General features: G+C 41.6%; 21 protein-coding genes and 1 tRNA gene. 4 read left to right on the top strand and 18 right to left on the bottom strand.

Translation table 11 applies throughout. The features are described 5' to 3' along the window. Positions 1-21: 21 nt before the first annotated feature. Complete coding sequence (gene map / locus AWM75_RS05910; protein WP_067979580.1) at positions 22-780, bottom strand: type I methionyl aminopeptidase; 759 nt, start codon at positions 778-780, stop codon at positions 22-24. Between the two features lie 180 nt (positions 781-960). On the opposite strand from map, the gene AWM75_RS05905 reads away from it, so the two are divergent. The 4 genes from AWM75_RS05905 (at position 961) to AWM75_RS05890 (ending at position 3,757) form a co-directional block, all read left to right on the top strand. After that, entirely contained in the window at positions 961-1,659 is a 699-nt protein-coding gene (locus AWM75_RS05905; RefSeq protein ID WP_067979564.1) for a GntR family transcriptional regulator, read from the top strand. Between the two features lie 82 nt (positions 1,660-1,741). Beyond that, the gene (locus AWM75_RS05900; protein WP_067979561.1) at positions 1,742-2,203 is read left to right on the top strand and encodes a flavodoxin; all 462 of its coding nucleotides are present in this window, start codon (positions 1,742-1,744) and stop codon (positions 2,201-2,203) included. Then, a complete protein-coding gene (locus AWM75_RS05895; RefSeq protein ID WP_067979555.1) occupies positions 2,204-3,445 on the top strand; it encodes an aminopeptidase in 1,242 nt (413 codons plus the stop codon). 21 nt (positions 3,446-3,466) lie between these two features. Then, positions 3,467-3,757, top strand: a complete 291-nt coding sequence (locus tag AWM75_RS05890) for a hypothetical protein (protein ID WP_067979552.1) — start codon at positions 3,467-3,469, stop codon at positions 3,755-3,757. 71 nt (positions 3,758-3,828) lie between these two features. Here AWM75_RS05890 and AWM75_RS05885 read toward each other — a convergent pair whose 3' ends face one another. The 17 genes from AWM75_RS05885 to AWM75_RS05805 form a co-directional block, all read right to left on the bottom strand. Beyond that, a complete protein-coding gene (locus AWM75_RS05885; RefSeq protein WP_067979549.1) occupies positions 3,829-5,499 on the bottom strand; it encodes a cell wall-binding repeat-containing protein in 1,671 nt (556 codons plus the stop codon). A gap of 251 nt (positions 5,500-5,750) precedes the next feature. Further along, positions 5,751-7,760 carry a cell wall-binding repeat-containing protein gene (locus AWM75_RS05880; protein WP_067979548.1) on the bottom strand — a complete coding sequence of 670 codons (2,010 nt, stop codon included), beginning with the start codon at positions 7,758-7,760 and terminating at the stop codon, positions 5,751-5,753. 171 nt (positions 7,761-7,931) lie between these two features. Next, complete coding sequence (locus AWM75_RS05875; protein ID WP_067979546.1) at positions 7,932-9,956, bottom strand: cell wall-binding repeat-containing protein; 2,025 nt, start codon at positions 9,954-9,956, stop codon at positions 7,932-7,934. A gap of 153 nt (positions 9,957-10,109) precedes the next feature. After that, entirely contained in the window at positions 10,110-11,465 is a 1,356-nt protein-coding gene (locus AWM75_RS05870; RefSeq protein ID WP_067980901.1) for an MATE family efflux transporter, read from the bottom strand. A 20-nt stretch (positions 11,466-11,485) separates the two neighbouring features. Further along, entirely contained in the window at positions 11,486-12,655 is a 1,170-nt protein-coding gene (locus AWM75_RS05865) for a glycosyltransferase (protein ID WP_074572615.1), read from the bottom strand. Between the two features lie 8 nt (positions 12,656-12,663). Beyond that, positions 12,664-12,736 (bottom strand) — tRNA-Arg (locus AWM75_RS05860). A gap of 124 nt (positions 12,737-12,860) precedes the next feature. After that, entirely contained in the window at positions 12,861-13,622 is a 762-nt protein-coding gene (locus tag AWM75_RS05855; RefSeq protein ID WP_067979542.1) for a glycosyltransferase family 2 protein, read from the bottom strand. A gap of 13 nt (positions 13,623-13,635) precedes the next feature. Continuing rightward, positions 13,636-14,703, bottom strand: coding sequence for a hypothetical protein (locus tag AWM75_RS05850; protein WP_067979541.1), 1,068 nt, complete (start codon positions 14,701-14,703; stop codon positions 13,636-13,638). Then, positions 14,700-15,983, bottom strand: coding sequence for an O-antigen ligase family protein (locus AWM75_RS05845; RefSeq protein WP_074572612.1), 1,284 nt, complete (start codon positions 15,981-15,983; stop codon positions 14,700-14,702). Before AWM75_RS05845 ends, AWM75_RS05850 begins: the two co-directional genes overlap by 4 nt. A 105-nt stretch (positions 15,984-16,088) precedes the next feature. Then, positions 16,089-16,907, bottom strand: coding sequence for a pur operon repressor (gene purR / locus AWM75_RS05840; RefSeq protein WP_067979539.1), 819 nt, complete (start codon positions 16,905-16,907; stop codon positions 16,089-16,091). Between the two features lie 86 nt (positions 16,908-16,993). After that, positions 16,994-17,794, bottom strand: a complete 801-nt coding sequence (locus AWM75_RS05835) for a metal ABC transporter permease (protein WP_067979537.1) — start codon at positions 17,792-17,794, stop codon at positions 16,994-16,996. After that, positions 17,752-18,447, bottom strand: a complete 696-nt coding sequence (locus AWM75_RS05830; RefSeq protein ID WP_067979535.1) for a metal ABC transporter ATP-binding protein — start codon at positions 18,445-18,447, stop codon at positions 17,752-17,754. Before AWM75_RS05830 ends, AWM75_RS05835 begins: the two co-directional genes overlap by 43 nt. A gap of 141 nt (positions 18,448-18,588) precedes the next feature. Then, positions 18,589-19,464, bottom strand: coding sequence for a 4-(cytidine 5'-diphospho)-2-C-methyl-D-erythritol kinase (ispE, locus tag AWM75_RS05825; protein WP_067979533.1), 876 nt, complete (start codon positions 19,462-19,464; stop codon positions 18,589-18,591). 118 nt (positions 19,465-19,582) lie between these two features. Continuing rightward, complete coding sequence (locus AWM75_RS05820; RefSeq protein ID WP_067979520.1) at positions 19,583-19,822, bottom strand: Veg family protein; 240 nt, start codon at positions 19,820-19,822, stop codon at positions 19,583-19,585. Positions 19,823-19,915: 93 nt separating this feature from the next. Beyond that, positions 19,916-20,806: a 16S rRNA (adenine(1518)-N(6)/adenine(1519)-N(6))-dimethyltransferase RsmA gene (gene rsmA / locus AWM75_RS05815; RefSeq protein WP_067979518.1), complete on the bottom strand. Its 891-nt coding sequence runs from the start codon at positions 20,804-20,806 to the stop codon at positions 19,916-19,918. Between the two features lie 9 nt (positions 20,807-20,815). Continuing rightward, on the bottom strand, positions 20,816-21,376 hold the full coding sequence (rnmV, locus tag AWM75_RS05810) for a ribonuclease M5 (RefSeq protein ID WP_067979514.1): 561 nt from the start codon (positions 21,374-21,376) through the stop codon (positions 20,816-20,818). Then, on the bottom strand, positions 21,369-22,169 hold the full coding sequence (locus AWM75_RS05805) for a TatD family hydrolase (RefSeq protein ID WP_067979511.1): 801 nt from the start codon (positions 22,167-22,169) through the stop codon (positions 21,369-21,371). Before AWM75_RS05805 ends, rnmV begins: the two co-directional genes overlap by 8 nt. Positions 22,170-22,242 lie beyond the last annotated feature (73 nt).

The raw sequence follows: 22,242 nt of genomic DNA, 5'->3' as shown, positions 1-22,242 counted from the left end.
TTTAAACCTTAACAGCAAAGTTTATTCGCCTTTTTGCTTAGTAAAAATACGGGGACCCTCTTTAGTTATTGCTAATGTGTGTTCATATTGGCAAGACAAGCCCCCATCAATCGTTCTGGCCGTCCACCCATTATTGTCCATTTGCATCTTCCAATCTCCCGTATTAATCATCGGTTCAATCGTAATCGTCATACCTTCTCGTAGACGCTGGCCCCGTCCTGGTTTACCATAATGAGGGACTGCCGGATCCTCATGCATCGTCGGTTGGATACCATGTCCAACAAAATCTCTCACCACTGAATACCCTTTAGACTCAGCATAGCTTTGGATGGCATGACCAATATCACCAATTCGGTTGCCAACCTTAGCTTGTTCGATACCTAAATATAAACACTCTTTAGTTACAGCCATCAAATCTTTAACTTCTTCACTAACCTCTCCAACGGCATATGACCAGCAAGAATCAGCAAAAAAACCATCTAAAGAAATTACAGTATCTACCCCTACCAAATCGCCATCCTTAAGCACGCGATTTTTTTCGGGGAAACCATGGCAAATTTCATCATTAACTGAGGTACAGGTTGCAAATTGGTATCCTTCATAACCAATTTGCTCAGGAATGGCTCCCAGTTCTTTAGTTCTTTTTTCAACAAATTGGTCGATATCCCAAGTGGTAATGCCAGGTTTAATAAAATCTCTTAATTCTTCATGAATACTAGCTAGTAACTGACCAGCCTTTTCCATGCCTTCAATTTCTCTTTGTGTTTTAATCGTAATCATAATAATCCCTTTCTAGTGTAATCTTCTTTGTTAATTTTATCTCAACCATACTATTAATAGCAAATTTACTTTTTTGACCGATAGTTTAAGAATTGTTTATAAAAACCTTTTTTTCTAACACATAGTTAGGCTTTTCTTATAGAATTGCTATAATTGTATAGTAACTGAAAGAGGGGTTTTATGGGAAAAGTACAAAAACTAGAACAGGTTGCCTACCTATACATTAGACGTCAAGTTCTTGGGGGAGAATGGTCTGATGGCTATCATATTGTCGAGTCTAGCCTTTCCGACCACTTAGATGTCAGCCGCAGTCCAGTCCGATCAGCCTTACGCGTCCTAGCTGACGAAGGGACTGTCCAAGATATTCCCTACCGAGGCTATTTTGTTAAGGGCGTGGATAAACAGGACAGCCATCTCGGCTTAGAGTTGCGATTTTTCCAAGTATTAGCCTATCGCATACTGGACCATATGGAAAAACATGCCAGCAAGACCTGGCAAATCACTGACCGACTAAATCATGAGCTCGATAAATTAGACCAAGCCTATGTCCAAGAAAACATGTCCGATTTTATCACAGCTGTAGACCATGTCAGCCAGCTTGCCCTATCTCTAGCTGCTAATGATTTCATGAAAAAATCTTGCCAAAATAGCCTGATGACTATCTGCCAACATGTGTTAGCAAACCAGGACAATCAAGCTTTCAAGGAGCTAACTACTCCTCTCTACCTTTATTTCAAGGATTTTAACCGTCTTCTATTACAAGGACGTTTTATCGATTGTAAAGTGGTCATCGACCTTTTGAGCGCTTATCTCTATCAGCTGCTATCTGATGTTGATCAAGCCGAATACGATCTCAAGTTGCCCTACAGTCTTAAATAATCACACCAGCCACTTACTTTAATCGTAAGTGGCTATTTTTTTTGCTATACTAGACATCAAAAGGATAGAAAGAAGGGACCCTATGAAAGCCTTAGTCGTATTTGCAAGTTTAACCGGAAATACTGAAGAAATTGCCGATGTTTTTACTGAAGCCCTAGAAAATTTAGGCATTGAAACTGAAATGGAAGAATGTAGTTCGGTATACGGTGAAGACTTTCTCGATTATGATATTTGTGCCGTGGCTACTTATACTTATGGCACTGATGCTGATTTACCTGATGAAATTGTTGACCTGTATGAAGATTTAGCCGAATTAGATCTGGGCGGAAAAATTTTTGCAACTATGGGATCAGGTGACCATTTTTACGAGAAATTCTGCCAGTCAGTGCTTGATTTTGAGGCACGCTTTTTAGAGCAAGGGGCTACTCAAGCAGGACCATCTGTTTTAGTTGACCTAAATCCAGAAGCAGAAGATATAGAAGCCTTGGAGAACTTAGCACAACAATGTCAAGCCAAAGTTTTAGAACTACAGGGAGGCGAGTAAATGTCTGATTTTAACCATAACCTAGCTAAATATGCCCGCCTTTTAATTGAAAAAGGCATCAATGTTAAAAAGGGAGACCACGTGATGGTCTATATCGCCATTAACCAGGCTCCTCTGGCCCGCCTTTTAGCTGATTATGCTTATCAGGCTGGTGCAAGTCGGGTTTACTTTACCTGGACCGATGACCATCTACAACGACTAGACTATGAACATGTGGATAGCCCTGAGCTGGCCCATGTCCCTGATTACACCATTGCCCGTGAAGAAGATCTCATTCTCAACAAAAAAATTTCTCGTTTGTCAATTGTGTCAGGAGACCCAGACAATCTAAACGGCATTTCTAGTGATAAAATTTCTCAAGTCCAAAGTGAGCGCGGTCAGGCCCTAAAGGTTAGACGAGAAGCAACCATGAAAGATCAAGTTAAATGGACAGTTGCTGCCGCAGCAGATTATGCTTGGGCTAAGCATGTTTTTCCTGAATTGGCAGACGATGAGGAGGCCTGTGTCGCTGCCCTGTGGCAAGCTATCTTTAAAACTTGTCGAATCGATCAAGAGAATCCTATTGCAGCCTGGGATAGCCACTGCCGCAACCTAGAAGCCAAAGCCAAGTATCTGAATGACCAACAATTTAAAGCCCTCCACTATCAAGCACCAGGAACTAACCTTACTATTGGTCTACCTGATCAACATATTTGGACCTGTGCAGAAAGCTTCAACCCCGCTGGTCAGCCCTTTATTGCTAATATGCCAACAGAGGAGGTCTTCACCGCTCCTGATACGCGCAATATTGAAGGTTACGTGACTTCTACCAAACCGCTATCTTATGCGGGTGCAATGATAACCGGCATTAAGGCCCACTTTAAGGCTGGACAAATTACTGAAATTACTGCGGATACCGGCCAAGATATTATCCAAGACTTAGTTAACAATAACCAAGGCGGTCGCGGTTTAGGTGAAGTGGCCTTAGTCCCTCATTCATCACCAATTTCCCAAAGTAACTTGACCTATTACACGACCCTCTTTGATGAAAATGCCTCTAATCATATTGCAATTGGTGCTGCCTATCCAACCAATATTGTGGGCGGTGAGAAAATGACTGACCAAGAGTTAATCGACCGTGGTATCAACCGCAGCCATGTTCACGTTGATTTTATGATTGGTAGCCCTGATATGGATATTGACGCCATTGACCAAGATGGTAACCGAGTCCCTATTTTCCGACAAGGAGAATGGGCCTTCTAATCAAGTAAAGTGAGGTGTCTTATGCGTAAAAAACGTTATCACTTTGAAAATGTTAATATTGAAATACCTGCCCAGGTAGATGAAACAATTGAGACCCTGGAAAAAGGTTCACCCCGCCTGAATTGGATTTATGTACTGATGGCATTAATTATTATTTTCTTGAGTATTTGGTTAGTCACCATTTACTTCCCTGGAAATAATCAAGAGAGTCTACCTAGCTCTCAAACTATTCAAAACCAGGATATTAACCAGCGAATTAGTGATTTAGAATCAAGAATTGATGCACTAGAAGCTGCTAATGGTCTGGAATAAAATAAATATATACAAACAAGCGGATAGCTCTCAAACGAGGGCTATCCGCTTGTTTTTTATTGCAATGTTTTCTAAACCCAGTTTGACATATCGAGAGCAAAACTAGGATTAAAATATGGACTGATACTAGCAGTGGTTACCGTATATCCAGGTTGTGGTGAGTGAATATAGCGACCATTGCCTAGAGAAATTGCCACGTGATAAGTTGATCCATAGCCACCCCAGAAAAGAAGATCACCTGGCTTGGCTGCTCCAACACTGATGCGCGGGCCTGCATTTTGCTGAGCACCTGTCCAGCTACCAATGTCTTTACCAGTGACTTGACGGTAAACATATTGGGTAAACCCAGAGCAATCAAAACCACTAGGAGTTCTGCCACCCCATACATAAGGGGTACCAATATACTTATGAGCCTCGTTGACTATAGTCTCTCGCTTAGTTACTACTGGTGGTTGATAAGCTATTGTTTTTTGCGGTGCCTGGAAAGCTTGCAGAGTTTGCTTAGATAAGCTCTTCTCTCCACCTAATAACGTATAGCTCTTAACACCTTTTTCATTAACAATATATTTTAACTGTTCTTTTAAGTTACCAAGATTATCATTTTTCACTAAGAGTAGATTGCTGCCGGTCCGTGCCGCTAAAACAGCAGCCGGTAGAGCATCTGAGAAACCTTCACCTGAAGTAACATAGCTATGCTGTGGCGAGACGCCATATTTTGTTAAGGCGTTACGATTAACCGCGTACCGGTTATTACCATCAATACGCTTTACCGTTTTACCCAGAGCTTTTAATTGGTTGCTGACCGCATCCGAGATAGTTGCTTGGCCACCAACAATAACAAATTTATTGATACCTGTGGCTGCCTCTACTGTGTGTTGGTCGAGTTGATTAGGCCGTGTTAATAAAATAGGCATTTGTTTTTGCGCTGCAATCGTAGAAACTGATAGGGCATCAGCAAAAGCAGTACCAGAAACTAAGAAGGCTTCCTTGGCTGTGCCATTAACCTTAGCAATTTCTTTGGCAACTAGACTAGCCTGTTCGTAGCGATTGCGTCCACCAATGCGACGGAAATTAATACCATTAGCTACTAGGCTATCAGTGACTGCTTTAGAGATACTAGCCTGACCACCTAGCACAATAACTTCTTGGGCCTTTAAGCGTTTAATTTCATTGATTGTATTATCTGAAATCGAGTCAGCCTTTGTTAGTAACAGCGGTGCATTATATACGTCAGCTAATGGTGCGCCAGTTAATGCATCTGCATATTGATAGCCATTGGCTAGTAAAACACGTTCCGACTCTACCCAGCCGGCCTGGCTCATTTCAACCGCATTATCGAAGCGATTAGCACCTTGGATGCGGTCAACTTGAGGGGCCTCACTTGTGCCTTGTATACGTTTTTGCGTGGCTTGTGGCACAACATTATTTACTGGTTGAATATCTGTAGCTGGCTGTTCAAGCTCAACCTGGCTATTTGTTTCTACTTGCTCTTGATTTTGGTTGATAGCTTGATGTTCAATATTTGTCTGATTACTAGACTCAGCTGCTAATTGATTCGTCACAGCTTGGTCTTGCGCCATTTCAATAGCAGGGTTATTGACTTGATCAGCTACTGATTGGTAGCTAGAACTAGTCGCTTCATCAGCTTGGACAACTTGGCCCATAAAGGCTGATAAAACAAATGAGCTAGCTAGGGCTAGATAACGAACTTTAGTACTTGTTGATAATTGATTAATAAACATATTTCCCCCAAAAAACTTGTCTTGAAATTTACTTATAAACTATACCATAGGCAATATTTGCTGAGGTTGCGCCCAATTTACAAAAAGTAAACAAAAACATACTATTATTACATCTTCTGTAACAATGTGTTAGCTGAGTTACAAGAAGCTAATTTTATATCAAGTATTTCTAAAGTTTTCTAAAAGTAAGCAAAAAATCCTAACCCGATTAGGGTTAGGATTTAAAAAAATTAGTTTTACCTGCTATTAGATTATTTAGTTTTACCAAAAATTGCTTTGACTAAATCTTTAGCATATTGGTTAACATTATTTACCATATGATTGGCATCTGCCGGACTCGAACCAAAACCGAGCTCCACTAAACGATAGTTAACATCGCCACTTTGAGCGCGGTTAGGATTACGTAGATCATTACGACCTGAGATACCACTATGGCCTTTGAAGTTATAAGAGTGATCCAGACCAACATTCTTTTGAATTGCATCGCGGATAGCTAAGTCCAATTGGTCAGCATTTGACCGACCACTAATAATGACATGACCACCACTTCGACTAGGATTATTTGCCCAGTCATAATGCCATTCAATCACTTCTGTTTTATCAGCACCACCGTGCTCTTTTACAAGCGGCAACAAGGTATCACGGGCATAAACGTTTTGATTTTCTACCCAGACAACATTCACTCCAGCTGGCAAATATTTACGCATGGCTGGGAAAAGATTTTCTTTCATATAACGGTTTTCACCCTTAGCAATCCGACCAGTAGCACCTGGGTCGCCATCACCATGACCAGCAATCATAATATAAGTTAATAACTCAGCAGCCTGGTTCATAGTATTAACTTCTTTTTTCTTAGGTGAAAAAATGGCCTTAGGTGTATTTAAGGTAACCTCTGTTTCTGGCGAAACAGTTGTCGCACCACCAATAATTGTATACTTCTTAATCTTACGTTTACCCACAGAAAAATCTGTTTGTTCTTTTAAAGTTCCCTGGTTATTTTTAACTAATAGTAAGGCTGATCCTTTTTTAGCTGCTAACATAGCTGCCGGCAGACCATCTGAATAGAGCTCACCTGAAACAACATAGAAATGGCTCAAACGATCGTTATAATACCAATCTGTAATATTACGGTTAACTTCATAACGGTTCTTACCTTCAAAACGTTTAACCACACGACCACCAAGGCTAGTTAAACGATTTTCGACCGCCTTACTGATGGTCTTTTCACCACCAATAAGCGTCCAAGTGTTTACTTTAGGGATGGCATCAATAACCGCTTGCTCTAAACGGTTGCCCCGAGTTAAGTAAATCGGTAATTTCTTGGCTGCGGCAATATTAGAGATAGATAAGGCATCAGAGAAGAGTTCACCACTTGCAAGGAAGGCATCCCGGCTACCAGTCGCTGCCATAACTTCTTCAGCTACTAAGGCTGCTTGCTCGTAACGGTTTTTACCGCCAATCCGCCGCACAGCATATCCCTGGTATTCTAAAACTTTAGAAATATCTTCATGGATAGACTTAGTTCCACCAAGTAAAATAATATGTTTAGCTTGTAGACGCTCAATTTCAGCTAAGGTCGTATCTTCAATAGTTTTATCCTTAGTTAGAAGTAGTGGCGCATTATAAACAGCAGCTAAAGGTGCGCTTGTTAAGGCATCGGCATACATATAGCCGTTAGCAATCAAAACATAATCAGATTTTTCCCAACCAGCTTGGCTGATAGCTACCGCGTTAGAGAAGCGGTTGGCACCATGAACACGGTCAACTGTTATGCCTTCGCTACTTTCTTTGGCTAGAGCTGTCTCGCCTTTCGGTGCCGTCCCTTTAGTTACAACACGTTGGTAAAGGGCCTTAGCTTCAGCTGATTCTTTAGGGTTAAGCTTTTCTGATTCTTTCTCCTTATCACCAGCATCCACCTGCTGGTCAGTTTGCTTAGATTGCTCAGGTTGGCTATCTGTTTTCTTTTCACCAGCAGCATCAGATTCTGAATTAGGCTTAGTATCATCTTTCTCAGAGCCTTTATCTGCTAGCCCTGTTTCACTGCTCACATTTTCTTGGCTAGTGTCGGCGGGTGTTGTTGGTGTCGACTCATTTTCAGTCTTCTTAGCTGAATCGCTATCCGTAGCGGATACATTCTGACTAGCTGGCTGAGTTTGACTTTGTCCAGGAGCCTCCTCAGCCTTTACCTGGTCAACTAGTAGGCTAGAAAAAAGTAAGGCACTAGAAAATAGGGTTACTTTTAAGTAAGGTTTAAGTTTCATGATGGTCTCCTTTAGTTTTTCTTAAGATTATCATAACACTAGAATTTAATCCTCACAACGAGGAAAAGATTACAATTAAATGACATTCAGGAAAAATCCCATATTGGCCTAGCAGGTAAAAATCAAAACAGGAGTCCGCCTCTTAAATGGCAGACCCCTTCATTAGATATATTATTTAACCACGACCTGAATTTTACCTGTTGCATCTTTTGGTGTGTCATATTGCGTTAGGTTATTTTGACTAATAATGCGGTTTAACTTGCTAGCATAAGCACTATCAGTTGCGTAGCGACCAGTTAAATAGCGGGTAGCCTCCTGGTAGCTATTGGTATTGGTCTTCCAAGCACCCGCATAAAAACGTTGATTTGAAGTTAAGCCGTTTTTAAGTAGGTTGGTATAATCTTGAAGCGATTCTCGATAAGAAGGATACTTGCGGAAATTAGCCCGAATTGAATAATAATTACGGCCACCAGAGTCTTCTAAAGTTTGCATATTAACGCTCTGTCCTTGGTAGGCCCCTTTAATACCAAATAAGTTATGATTTGGCTCCCGAGACAAGAGGCTTGTTCCCCAACCAGACTCTAAAGCAGCTTGGGCCATCATGACTGAAGCGTAAAGACCATTTTCATGAGCCAGCTCCATCGCTGGGACAATTAATTTATTTAGGAAGCTACTATTAGTCTTGCCTACTGTAACTGTTTTACTGGCCTTGGCCGCCTGCGCCTTACGCTCAGCTTCCAAACGTTTAGCTTCTGCTGCCGCTGCCTCATTAGCCTTAATCTGGTCTAAAAAGGCTTGTGGTTGTTTAAACCATTGAGCAGTCTTAGTACCTAGGGTCTTAGTGCCACCGAAGAAAAGATAAGTTTTAACATCTTGGCTAAGGGCATATTCGACTTGCTCCTTAACATTATAAACATTCTCATCTTTAACCAACAGGACAGCATGGCCATGTTTAGCGGCTAAATTGCCGGCTGGTAGCGCATCTGAGAAGATCTCACCAGAGGCCACATATAAAACCGGTTGGTTACCATGGTATTTCTTTAAGATATTACGATTCACTTGGTAACGGTTTTTACCTGGAATTCGGTCGACCTTGGCACCCAGATTCTGGGCTTGTTTAACAACCTGGTCTGATACCGAAGCTTGTGAGCCAATAATAGTCAACTGGCCAATTTGATCCAATGCTGGAATAATTTCATCCGCTAATTGGTCACCTTTAGTTAAATAGATTGGTGCCTGCATATTAGCAGCAGCTGTCGCGATACTTAAGGCATCCGCAAATTTATAACCATTAACCAGAAAGGCCTGCTTTGGTTTACCAGTCACTTTTTCCATTTGGCGGGCAATAAGTACAGATTGCTCATAGCGATTCTTACCACCAATCCTGCTAACCTGATAATCTAAGGCCAATAGTTGCTCGGCGACCTTATCAGACACACTAGCCTGGGCTCCCAATAAGACAACATGTTTTACTTGCAGACGGCGCATTTCCTGTAAAGTTACCTCAGGAATCCATGTATCTTTAGTATAGAGGATTGGCATGTCATGAGCGTGGGCCAAGGGAGTGCCTGTAAGCACATCAGCACCCTTGTAGCCATTAGCTAATAGAATCGTATCAGACTTGTCCCAGCCTAACTGGCTAGCCTTAGCTGCAACTTCAAAGCGGTCACGGCCTTGGATGCGGTCCAAGTCAGCTAATTGGTCTGCCGATACTTTAGCAGCCACTGAGGTATTTTTAATTTCAACCTGGTCGTTCACTTTAATAGGTGATTGCTTGCCATTATCGGCAAGAATAGTTTTTTGCTCCCCACTAGTAACTGACTGGTCACTAGCAGCCTGATCCTGACTACTTATTAAGTTAGGCTCTGTGCTGCCTGCTACACTAGACTCACTGTCTTGACCATCATCCGTCACTGAATTTTGGTCGAGTGCTTCAGCAGAAGCATTTGTGTTTCTTACTTCTTGTCCAGTTTGTTCAGCAGCTACCTGGGCAATTAGGTCTCGGGCCTGGTCTAAGGCAGCTTGGTCACTAGCGCTCAAATCATTATCAGCTGGCTTGCTTTGGTTAGTAGTAACAGCTTCTTGCTGTACTTGGTCATTAATTTGTGTCTCAGCAGCAGATACCTCTTGGGCCATTGTCGCACTGAGGGCTAAACTTGAGGCTAAGGCAAAAATATAAGCTGGTGTTCGTTTCAAGATGACTAATCCCCTTCTTCATAAAATATTCTTAAAAAGTATAACACAGGCCAAATCCTTTCATATTGCAATTAGATTACAATGTGCTAACAAGCCTGGCTAATTAAAAAAGACCGGTTCAAAAAACCGATCTTACTGAAAAGTTTAATATCATTAATTTTTTAATGTTCCCCAAATAGTCTTAAAATCTTCTTTGAAGCACAAGACTACACCTAAGAGAAAGGCTAAGTAAACCAGGGCTCCAAGATAGGGATTCAGATAATTGGCAGCCAAATAAAAAGCAGGAATATGGCTAGCAATCAAAAGCCACTCTCTACCTGTATTCTTCAGGTAAGGAAATTTTAATTCTGTCGCATAGATATACCAGAATAGGTAACAAAGACTAGTCGCCGAAGCTACCCCCAGCATAGTATGACTAACGAAATGAGCTGCCATGACAAAGGCTAATGATAAGCCTGCATATATCAAACTATCCCTAAAATAAACCATTTCAGAAGTTCTCGATTTGTAGAGGTTAGCGATTAAAATCCGCGACAACATAATATAGGGAACGGCAATAAAGGTTACCGATAACAGACTGACTGATGGCAAATATTGAGGTAAGAAGTTGACAATAATTAACTTAAGCGCAAAGAAGGCTAAGCCCCCTATAATACCCAGAATCAAGGAAGTCTGCTTGATAATATTCATGTAGGTATTATTTTCACGCTGCTTGGCAATGATATTGTAAAACACCATTCCTACTGCATTAACAATCAAGAGAATAACATTAAGCATGGAATTTTGAAAATTGTATCGAGCAAAATCCTCTATCGTGTAAAACCACTTAACAACCCAGTTCCCCACATTAGCCACAAAGGTCAAGGACATATTGGCAATTAAAATAAAGAAACCAATCCTGAAGAGGTTAAGTTTACCAGCCTTGGACCAGGTGAACCTGTAACCAAAATGCTTACCAAAATGCCATTCATAGTAAATATACATAAAAACATATGACAAGATATTTAAAATAATGTAGAGATAATAGTTATCTGACCTGAATACAAAAACAGAAAGAAGAAGAAGCCCAATGTAAAAAAGACTCTTTAAGATATTTCCTCGCGAATAGATGGAGAAAACGCCAATTGCTTGAAGAAAATTCTGATGGTAAGTTCGCATGGTATCAAAAAAGGTCACCACCGCAAAAAAAACTAAGACCATATCCTGCTTAGCTAGAGCCACTGCTAGCATAAGGATAAACATCAAAATCTGAAAAAAAGTAACAAAGGACCTTTCCGCGTTAACAGCCTGACGGTCTAGGTCTGCCAATTCTCGGCCCCCGTACTTGATATTGATTCCATCATTGTAACCCAAGTTAAAAAGATAGGTATAAGATGTATAGAGAATGTACTCCCTATAGTAGCCATAATCAGAAACAGCTAATATTGCTGGCAAGAGAAAGTTAATGATAAAACTGGTCCCAAAACCAACAATGTTAGATGCGGCCACACTCATAATGTTTCTTAACATTTTCAAGATTAGCCCCTCCTTTATAAATGAAAGTGACTGATTCGGCCAGCCATAAAGTCAACATAGAGTTGGGCAGAAGCTTGATTAGTAAACCTCTTAGCTTCTAGTACTTGCATGCGGTGTCCTGAATCAGGAATAGCTTGCTCTAAAGAAGTTAGCAAATGTTTTAACCAAACTTGGCTATCAGCCTCTAGGGGCAAGTAAGTTACCAAATCAATACCAAAGTCTACCTCATCAGTTACGCGATTAGAAACCAAGGCTGGTACACCAGCAGCCTGAGATTCGACAATGGTAGTTGGAAAACCTTCCGTAAAAGATGGTAGTAATAACGCATCTAGGCCAGCAAAATACGCACTAATTGGCGCTAAGCGACCTGTAAATTTTACATAGTCGCTTAAACCCCTCTGATCTACTAGTTTTTGTAGTTCACTTTCTCTAGGCCCTGACCCAATAATTAGAAAGCACAAATTCAATCCTTGATTTTTAGCTAGAGCTGCGATTTCCAAAGTTTTTTCATGATTCTTAACCGCCACCAGTCGGCCAATATGGCCGATTAAATAGCTATTTGGATTTATAGCCAACTGAGCTTTTAACTGTTCTCGTCGCTTTACTTGATCTTGGTCTGACAGAATAAAATCCTGGGCCTCTATACTATTAGGTACAACCATCATCTCCGATTCTGGTAAATCCAAGCGATAAAAGGATTGGTTTGCCATCCTACCACAACCCAGGTAAGCTTTAGATAAATGTGAATTAATCCGGCGTTCAACTGCGGCTAACAGGCGGCCTTTTCGACCTAAAGTATCGAGTCGCCTAACAGTATGGGCATGAAGGTAAAATTGATTGTCAACAAAGGGATGAGCAATATGGTAATATGCGAGCGCCCGGTAACCAGCAATATGGCAGTGAACCGCATCATAATGGTGGGCCTCAAAGGCTAGTAAGAGCGACCGTTTAAAAGCCTGATAACCTGCCTTTTTAGGATTAGCTAGCCGGTAAATCTGCCCACCCGTTCCACTAATCGCCTGCTCAAATTCTTGGTTACATTCATCATAAGTAGCCACATCAAATATTACCCCGTACTTGGGCATCTGCTTAGCCTTATTCATGATAAAGGATGAAATACCACCACCGAAACCACTCATTATCTGCAAGATACGCATGATTGATTCTCCCTTAATTTTTTGCAATAAAAAAACGGTCCTAAGAAGATTCGAACTTCCGACACATCGTTTAGGAAACGATTGCTCTATCCCCTGAGCTATAGGACCAGAAAAGTAATTATATCATACCATAAATAACAACTTTGCCTAGATTGAATTTATCTTAAGATTATCCTGAAAAAAAGAGGCTAACTGGTGTGCTAGCCTCATAATATTTTTACCGCGAATTAGATTAGAGTCGACGACGCATGGCATTATAAACATAATGACCAAAATAATAGGCCGCCTTAGTTAGAGGAAGTCTTTCCAAACGATAATAAGTATGCCAAGTGCGCTTGAGGGCAGCTAAACGATTGGAAGAAACAGATCCGGGCACCTGCCGGTAGTAATTTAAAACCTTATCTAACCCGTAAGCTACCAAATCATGCTCACGCATTAACATCAACCATGTTGCTGTATCCTGGCCTTTGCGAACTAGTGGCATATGGAACGAACCGGTTACGCGCTTATCAATCATAACTGTTGAACAAGCTATAGCAGTGTTTTTCAACAACTGATGATAGGTCAATTGCTTGGGAATATTTTGACTAGGCTTAATAATCTGTCCATCCACATCCACTAAAGCTAAATCAGTATAACTAAAGGCATAGTTATGAGCAATCATAAAGGCTAGCTGGTCAGCCAATTTGGTTGGGCTCCAAACATCATCGCTATCAATAAAGGCAATAAAATCCCCCCGGGCTGCATCAAGGCCAGCATTGCGTGCCACGGCAGCTCCTCCATTTTCAGCCAGATCAATTAATTTTATCCGTTGGTCCTGGGCTTGGTAGGTCAAAATAATATCTCTACTATTATCAGGTGAACAATCATTAACCAAGATTAGTTCCCAATTTTCATAGGTCTGGTTTTGAACACTTTGAATGGTCTCACCGATAAAGGCTGCCGCATTATAAACAGGTGTGACAATCGACACCAAATAATTTTCTCCTGTCATAACAAATCAGCTCCTAGTATAAATGCACAATTCTGAGAGCCAGTGGATAAGCTTGTAGTGCCTTGTACTGATTTTGATACCAATTTTTATCAGTTTGACCTGCTTGAATAATGATAACAGCCTCATTTAGGCAATCAAGGTCCACTTGATTTGTCAAGCCAGTATAAGCTGAATCAGTACGTTGGTCTAGAACTAGTCGTTGACTATTAACTGGGCCTGTTACTAAGTCAGCAATTTCTGCTGGACTGGTCTTAGCTTGATTAAGCATAAACTGACTATCATCAAGATCCCAGCTATAATCGAAGGCATAGACAATTTTTCTTCCCAATAAGTGGGCCAAGAACAAGACAACTGTGGCTATAAATAAGCCCAAAACAAAACCTACTACCCCATAAACCCAAATTGGTAGGGCCGCTAAGCTCGGCATACTGGCAATCAATGTCCCCTCGGTTGGGACAATTGGATAAGCCTCCAGGTTAATTTCTTCCCCTATAGCTACTGGATTTAAGTAATTAACCTTTAGGCTTTCCATAAACGGCACCCGCCCCTGGTCAATATAATTTTTAATGGCCTGAGCAACTGCCAGGTTCTCTTTTGGATCAGCTGATACCAAGACCCGAATATAAATTTCATTAGAAGAGGTATCGCGGACGCCGGCAATGACGCCCCGGTATTCATTGGTCTTAGTCAAGCCCATTATTTTTTCAGCATCGATAGCTTTTTGGATGGGCACGCCAGAAGCTGCTTCCAGGTCGGCCACTACAGCTGGCGAGCTAAAGAACTCATCAAAGATAAAGGAATTATCAAAAATACTATTCTCTTCTGAATAGGCTACAAAAGAAAATCCAGCCGGTTGACTAGCAAAAACTGCTTGTAAAAATTGACTAGCTGCTTCAACCTCATCCTGGCTTACTTCCTGGCCATTCACTAACTGGCTCACATCCTGATGCTCCAAGCGATTCATTAATAACTGCCGACCTGTCATAGCGAGTCCCGCTACAAGCAGAGCGCCCAGAATAATTTTCAGAAAATGATCTTTGATAAAGCGCCATAGCTCGCTGATTAAGGTAACTAAACTCATCTCGTCCTCCTATTGATCAAATACTCTTTCTCCATGATATGCAAATAAGAAATAATTAAGCCAAAAAATATCCAATGCCATTCAATCATCATATTGTTCGCAGACGTAATTGAGGCCGGAATAAAAATAATCATAAAAGTCATTAGGGCATTAGTTACCTGACGCTTACTGCTATTTTGGCGGTGACGGACCTGGTTAAGCCGGTAGAGAACCAAGCCATACATAACCAGATACAAGGCAAATACTAACCATCCGTAACCCACTAATATCTCTAACCACCAGTTATGAATATTATATATTTTATTGATCGGCAAGGGCGCATAGTGTTCCAACCAAAATGGTAGGTTGCCAGCGCCCACTCCAAAGCCTAGGGTCTGGCCCAAAAAAATCAAGCCATTACGCCACATATTGACCCGGGCCGTATCCCCGTAAATACGGCCAGGTTGGCCTGTATAGTAAAGGGATGATAAGCTAGACCTGATGCTAGGCACCAATAGCCAGACTGCGCTCACTAAGACTAAGAGGCCTAGAACAGCCAAGATATAGTGGTGCTTCTTAAAGTCCCACTTGAATTGGAGTAAAATCAAAATCAGGAAATAAGCCAGTCCCATCAAAAGGCTCATTCGTGACCCACTTTGAAAAATTAAAAACAATGATAACGCCGTCATGAGGACTGTCACTATTTTGATACCCCGAGTTCTTGTCAAATGATAGATGACACCGTTACTGGCTAAATACGCCAACTGCATCGTGGCAAAGTCATTTTGATTCGTAAAATGTGTAATGGGAATCCTGGTCCAAGGCTGGCTAGCAAAAGTACGATATTTATCCAAGGTCGCTAGGTCGGCGAAGAGATAAGTATTGGTTACTATCTCTGTCAGACCCCAGAGAGTCAATAAGGTCATCATTAGCCAAGCACCTTTAAAGATGAGCTGCCAATCAAAAAACTTGTTAACCCAGGTATAAAGACCAACAATTGCCAAAACACCAAGGGTCAAAAGAAAAATACCCTTAATCCAAGCCGTCACTTGCACAGCCCAAATGACCGACACCAGGCCTACAAGTAGCCAAATAATATAGACGCCCACTGAAAAATTAGCATAGGACTGTCGGTCAATCGTCAGCTTCTGGTCCTGACGCCCGATGGCTAATATCAGTAGCGGTAGTAAGCCCAATACGAGTATCCGATAAATCGTTATTTGACCAAACGGCAAGCTAACCGCCATGATTTCTGAACCCATAAAGACACTCATTACCATTAGTAACATGTACCAGACCATGTCTGTCCTCCTTTCATGAATATAATTTTTAACATTATAGCATACTAACCTATAGTTGTTGCCAGACTGACGAGCTTTATGAACAAAAAAAGCGCCGTAGCGCTTTTAATCGAATATAGAACCAAATTCTAAGGATAATTCGCCTGTTTCTGTATTGGGCTGACCCAATTTTATCAAAGAATCGAACTCAAAAGACAGGTCTGCTTCACGTCGATAACTTTCACAAAGCACAGCAACACCGACACATTGACTATTAAATTCCTTTAGAATACCAAGCATGCCATGGATAGTACCACCTGAATTTAAAAAATCATCAATTAAAATGACCTTAGAGTCTTCTGCTAGACTAGACCGGGTAACCTCTAATTTCTCTACGCGCCCATTGGTTCTAGCCACATAATTGACAGAAACAGTTGGTCCTTCAGTAACCTTAGAGTCACGTCGCGCCATCACATAGGGGATCCCTAGATACATAGAAACAACTTGAGCTAGGGGAACTCCCTTAGTTGCAGCCGTCAAAATAGCAGTCGCACCAGAATGGGCATATTTAGTTGCCAGCACACGACCAATTGTCTGCAAGTATTTGGGATGACTCAAAATATCAGTGAGGTAAAAATAACCCCCCGGCAAAATACGGTCACCTGTCTTTAATTGATCGATTATAGTCAAGACCTCTGACTTAGCTTGGTCTTTAGCTAAATATGGTATAAAGCGAACACCACCAGTTACCCCCGACACAGTTTCAACAATACCAACACCAGCAGCTTGCAATTGGTCTTTAACAATAGCAACATCTTCAGAAATAGAAGATTTAGCCGTATTAAAGCGATCAACAAAATAAGTCATCGAAATCAGTTGATGGGGGTGACTGAGTAAGTATTGGGTAATATCCACTAGACGGTGGCTACGTTTAATCTTAGTCATGTAATCACTTTCCTATTTTAATATCACCTTATTATACAAGTTATTTTTAATCAATAAAAGCATAAGATACCAACATTTATCCTACTCTAGCGGCCCTTAATCCGTAGTAAAATAGTCTGTAAGATAAAAATACTTAAAAAGACACAAGTTATGGTAGCTCCTGGTGGTGTGTCAAAATAGTAAGAGGTAACTAGCCCCCCTACCATACCCACCAGCCCAATTGCGATGGCAGCCAAGATAACAGTATTAAAGCTCTTCAGACTTCTCATAGCAATGGCTGTTGGCATAATCATAATAGCAGATACTAATAAAGACCCGGCAATTGGCATCACTACAGAAATAGCCACACCGGTCACAATCGAAAAGAGAGTTGACATCAAGCGCGTTGGTAAGCCAGCTGTATGGGCAGTATCTTCATCAAATGTTAAAACATAGAATGGCTTGCGAAAAATGATATAAGCTGTAATTAGCAGCAAAGCTAAAATAACTAGGAGTATCACCTGGAACCATGAGATGGTAACAATAGATCCGAATAAATAGGCATCTATAGATGCTGCTGATTCTACACGTGACAGCAATAATAAGGCCACTGCCATCCCACCTGACATCAATATAGCAACTGAAATATCTGAATAATTAGCGTAAACTTGCCGCAGGTACTCTAGTAATAATGCCGCCAAACCGACGAAAACGATGGTCGCTATGGTCGGATCAATTCCGAGCAGGTAGCCACAAGCAACCCCCGCCAATGAAATATGAGATAGGGTATCAGCCATTAAGGACTGACGTCTTAGAATTAAAAATAAACCCAAAACAGGAGAAAAAACTGCAATAGCTGCAGAAGCTATGAGGGCTCTTTGCATGAACTCATACTGAAGCATCGCCACGGTGAGGCCTCCTCTCTAACTAAGTGAATTTGTTTGTCATAGAAATCTTTTAGCATATTATCCTCATGAGTAACCATTAAAACAGCCTTGCCATGAACACGGGTATTGTGTTTAAGTAAATCATAAAACTGGCTACGTGAGGACTTATCCATACCTGTCGTTGGCTCATCAAGGATAAAGAGATCGGGATCGGTCGCAAAAACCCTAGCTAGGCAAATTCGCTGTTTTTGTCCCCCTGAAAGCTCGCCAATTTTTTTATAACGAAGGTCCCACATACCAACCGATTTAAGCGCCCGTTCTACATGTTCATGGTCCACAGTATCTAACTGCTTAAACCAACGCCCCTGCTGAAAACGGCCGGATTCCACAAATTCCAACACCCGACTCGGAAAGCCAGAATTAAATGAAGCAATTGATTGTGGTACATAACCAATTTGCATCTTTTCTCCCTGACTATTAACTGGACTAATCCAAACCTGGCCCCTTTCTGGTTGCAGTAGGCCTAAAATATTACGCAATAACGTGGACTTGGCTGCACCATTTTCACCCGTCAGGATAACAAATTCTCCTTGAGCTACTCGAAAACTAATATTATTTAATACGGGTTCATCATCCCAAGAAAATCCTAATTTATCAACTTTAATATAATCCATTAGCCACCATCCTTTCTACATTCGAAATTAAATCGTAAAAATTACGATTATAACTAGAAAAAGATATCATAAAGCAGACCTATACACTAGTAAAGTATTCCTAAATAAAAAAGAGACCTTGGTCTCTTTAATTCTAGCACGCTATGGTCTCAAATCTTGAGGACGATTGAGCACCCTTACTAGATAGACCTCTTCGCAAAAACCCTTGAGGCCATTAAATATGCGCTGACCGCGCTGCTGGTGCTGGGTAAAGCCGATAATCGAAGGACCGGACCCAGACATGGTGACTCCCTGGGCGCCAAATTTTTCCATCTTGGCCTTAAGTTCAGCCAACCACGGATACCGGGCAAAGGTCACTTGCTCTAAAGAATTACCAGTTGCTGCCATTAAGGCTTGATAATCTTGAGCCTCAATTGCTGCTGCTACCTGGCTAGCATTAGGCTGCTTTAAAAATTCCTGCATATCGACTTGATTAAAAATTTTCCGAGTTGAGACAGATATTGGTGGCTTAGCAATTATCACCCAGGACACAGGCAGCTTGCTAAGTGGTTTTATAATTTCTCCCATCCCTTGAACTCTAGCCACACCCCCTACGAGAGAGTAAGGCACGTCTGATCCCAATTGACTAGCTAATTTTACTAATTCTTCCTGGCTAAGATGAAGGTGCCACAAGCGATTAAGTGCCCTTAAAACAGCTGCAGCGTTAGTCGATCCGCCACCCAGACCAGCAGCAACCGGAATGCGTTTTTTTATCCCGATATCCACCCCCTTAGCAACCTGATAATTAACTTGTAAAAGACGGGCTGCTTGGTAGGCATGATTACGCTTATCATTAGGCAAAAAGGCTTGGCTAGTCGTCACCCTTATTTCTTGATCACTGCGACACTTAAAGGTCAAATAATCAGATAGATCCACCGAGGCCATGACCATATCAATCTCATGGTAACCATCAGGACGCTTAAATAGGATATCTTGGGCTAGATTGATTTTAGCAGGTGCAATCTCGTAAGTTTCCAATTTTAGCCTCCTTACATTTTTTATATATTTTATCATGGTCCCTTTACCTTTACAAAAGATTATATCCAACAAAAAAACCCGGCAACGCCGGGCCTTTTTGATTAAATTTGTGTGTGAATTAGCTTCCTGTAAACTCAATTTCAACTGACTCAGTTAAAAGATCAGTATATGAGTAGCAAACGCGCTCAAATTTATTCTCTTCCTGGTCTAGTTCGACCACGAAAACAGAGGGAAAAGTATCACTTAAGACGCCGTTCCGTTTGATTATACGTTTACGACCAGCCTGCTGGGTCACACAGATAGGACGTCCAATATTTTGATCAAGCTCTTGCTTAATGTCAGCTATATTAGTTGGCATGCGCTCACCTTCCTATTATAACATAATAGCACACTTTTGCATTTAATTCAACTAACAAATTTGGCAGTATTTGTCAACTACCCGCTGGCACTTTTAGCAAAAAGATAGGCCCTGGTCTAAGCAAGTTTCAGCTAAACGTGCAAAGTCTTCAATGGCTAGGTTTTCAGCACGTTCACTGGCAGCAATCCCGGCCTGGTCCAAAGCAACTTTTAGACGATTTTGCTGGTCTTCGTCCTTACCGAAAGCTTGCCGCAGGTTATTATAAAGTGTTTTACGACGTTGGGTAAAGGTTGTCCGAACAAGGCTAAAGAAGTAATCAGGATTTGCAACCTGAACCCGAGGTTGGTCTAAGGCTCTGAGCACTAAAACTGCTGAATCTACCCGAGGTTGAGGCTTAAAGACAGTTGGTGGCACAACAAAGGCTATTTCGGCCTGACAATAATACTGAATCGCTATAGACAGAGAGCCATAAGCCTTGCTCCCAGGACTAGCAGTGAGACGTTCTGCCACTTCTTTTTGCATCATTAAGGCAAAAGTATCAATTTTCACACCAGAATCTAGCAAGTGAAAGATAATTGGTGTGGTGATGTAATAAGGCAGGTTAGCCACCACTGCCAAGGGAGACTGGGCTTCAAATCTATCAGTTACAGTTTCAAGCAAGTTAACCTTTAGGATATCTGCATTCACCACCTCAACATTATCATAGTCAGCCAAGGATTCAGCCAAAACTGGTAGCAAGCGTTGGTCTATCTCAAAGGCTAACACCTGGTTAGCAGCTAGGGCTAAGAATTCAGTTAAGGCGCCGATTCCTGGGCCTACTTCGATAACATTAGTAGTCTTATCAATATCTGCCACCGCTACCATATGATCTAATATTTGTGGCTCCATTAGAAAGTTCTGCCCCAAACTTTTTTTGGCTGAAAGCCCATATTTAGCTAATAATTCCCCTGTCCTTGTTGGTGTTGCAATGTATTTTTTCTTCATAGGTCCCCCTTATTCATCAAAGTCGGCGAGAATGGCTTCCACCTGCTTAATATCAATTTGAAATAAATTTAGGCGTTTAGCCAGTTGCTTGCCATTAACATGGCCAATACGCAACCGATTTGTCAGATAGTCGCGGCGATCCGCAGCTTGAGGGCTAGCAACTAAACCCAGGCGGTAAAGGTCAGCCTGGCTGATAGCTGGTTGGTTTGAAACATTCTCAGCCAGCTCATAAACCTGGGACAAGGCCCTGTCTATCGACTTGAAACTGGCATGTTCCACCCCCAGACTAGCCCTATGACTAGGCCGTGCTTCATCAACTGTCAAAAAAGCATGCTTAACCCCTTTAACCGCCTGGGTGATAGTCTGACGAATTTTAGATCCTGAAATATCTGGATCAGTAAAGACAATCACCCCATACAGGTCTTGGGCTCTTTGAATTTCTGCCAAAGTTACTGGCGATAGGGCTGACCCGTTAGTTTCAATCGTCATCACATCATAATATTCTTGCAGGCGCTTGGTATCGTCCCGGCCTTCCACCACTAGAACCTGCTTAATTTTAGTCTTAGTCAAGGCGCTTCAACCCATCCTGGTCATCGTGCTTCAGCTTAAACAAATTGAGGGCATTTTTGAAGGTTAATTCGGCAAAATCGGTGTAAGAAGTTTCTCGAACCTCACTCAACCTTTCACAAACATAATGAACATAGGCTGGTTCATTACGCTTACCTCGTTTGGGTACTGGCGCTAGATACGGCGCATCTGTTTCAATCAAAATTTTATCATCAGGGACTAACTGAGCAGCCTCACGGACATCATCTGTCTTTTTAAAGGTAGACACACCAGAGAAAGATAGGTGCATGCCCAAATCTAAGAATTTTTTTGCCCACTCCGGCCCCTCTCCGAAGCTGTGCATGATACCACCTATTTGCCCCACATTTTCATCCTTGAGAATCTTATAGACATCCGCAGTAGCCTCTCGGTTATGAATCACTACTGGCAGTTTAAACTCGCGAGCAATAGCTAACTGGCGGCGTAATGCCCGCTCCTGGTCCCTTGGGCTTGATGTATCCCAGTAATAATCTAGACCGGTCTCCCCTAGAGCAACCACCCGTTTATTATCAAGGTGTTTAAGTAAGTAAGCCTCATGGGCGTCAGTAAAATCCTTAGCCTCAGTGGGGTGCCAACCTAAAACGCTGACCATATCAGCATTAGTTTTAGCTAACTTACGAGCTGCCTTGATAGTGTGCTTATTAAATCCAACAATGGCAAAACCTGCAACCCCAGCCTCTCTAGCTCTGGCAATCACTTCCGCACGGTCGACATCAAAGTCGTCAACGTTGATATGGGTATGGGTATCGAATAACATGTTTTTTTCCTTCCTAAATCGCTAATACCAGCCAACTGGTACCAGGTACTAGCCTAATAAGCAAAACGAAAGT

The sequence above is a fragment of the Aerococcus urinaehominis genome, assembly GCF_001543245.1.
GTDB lineage: Bacteria > Bacillota > Bacilli > Lactobacillales > Aerococcaceae > Aerococcus > Aerococcus urinaehominis.
Note: the sequence above shows the minus strand (reverse complement) of the source record. Positions and strands in the feature narration are given on the sequence as shown.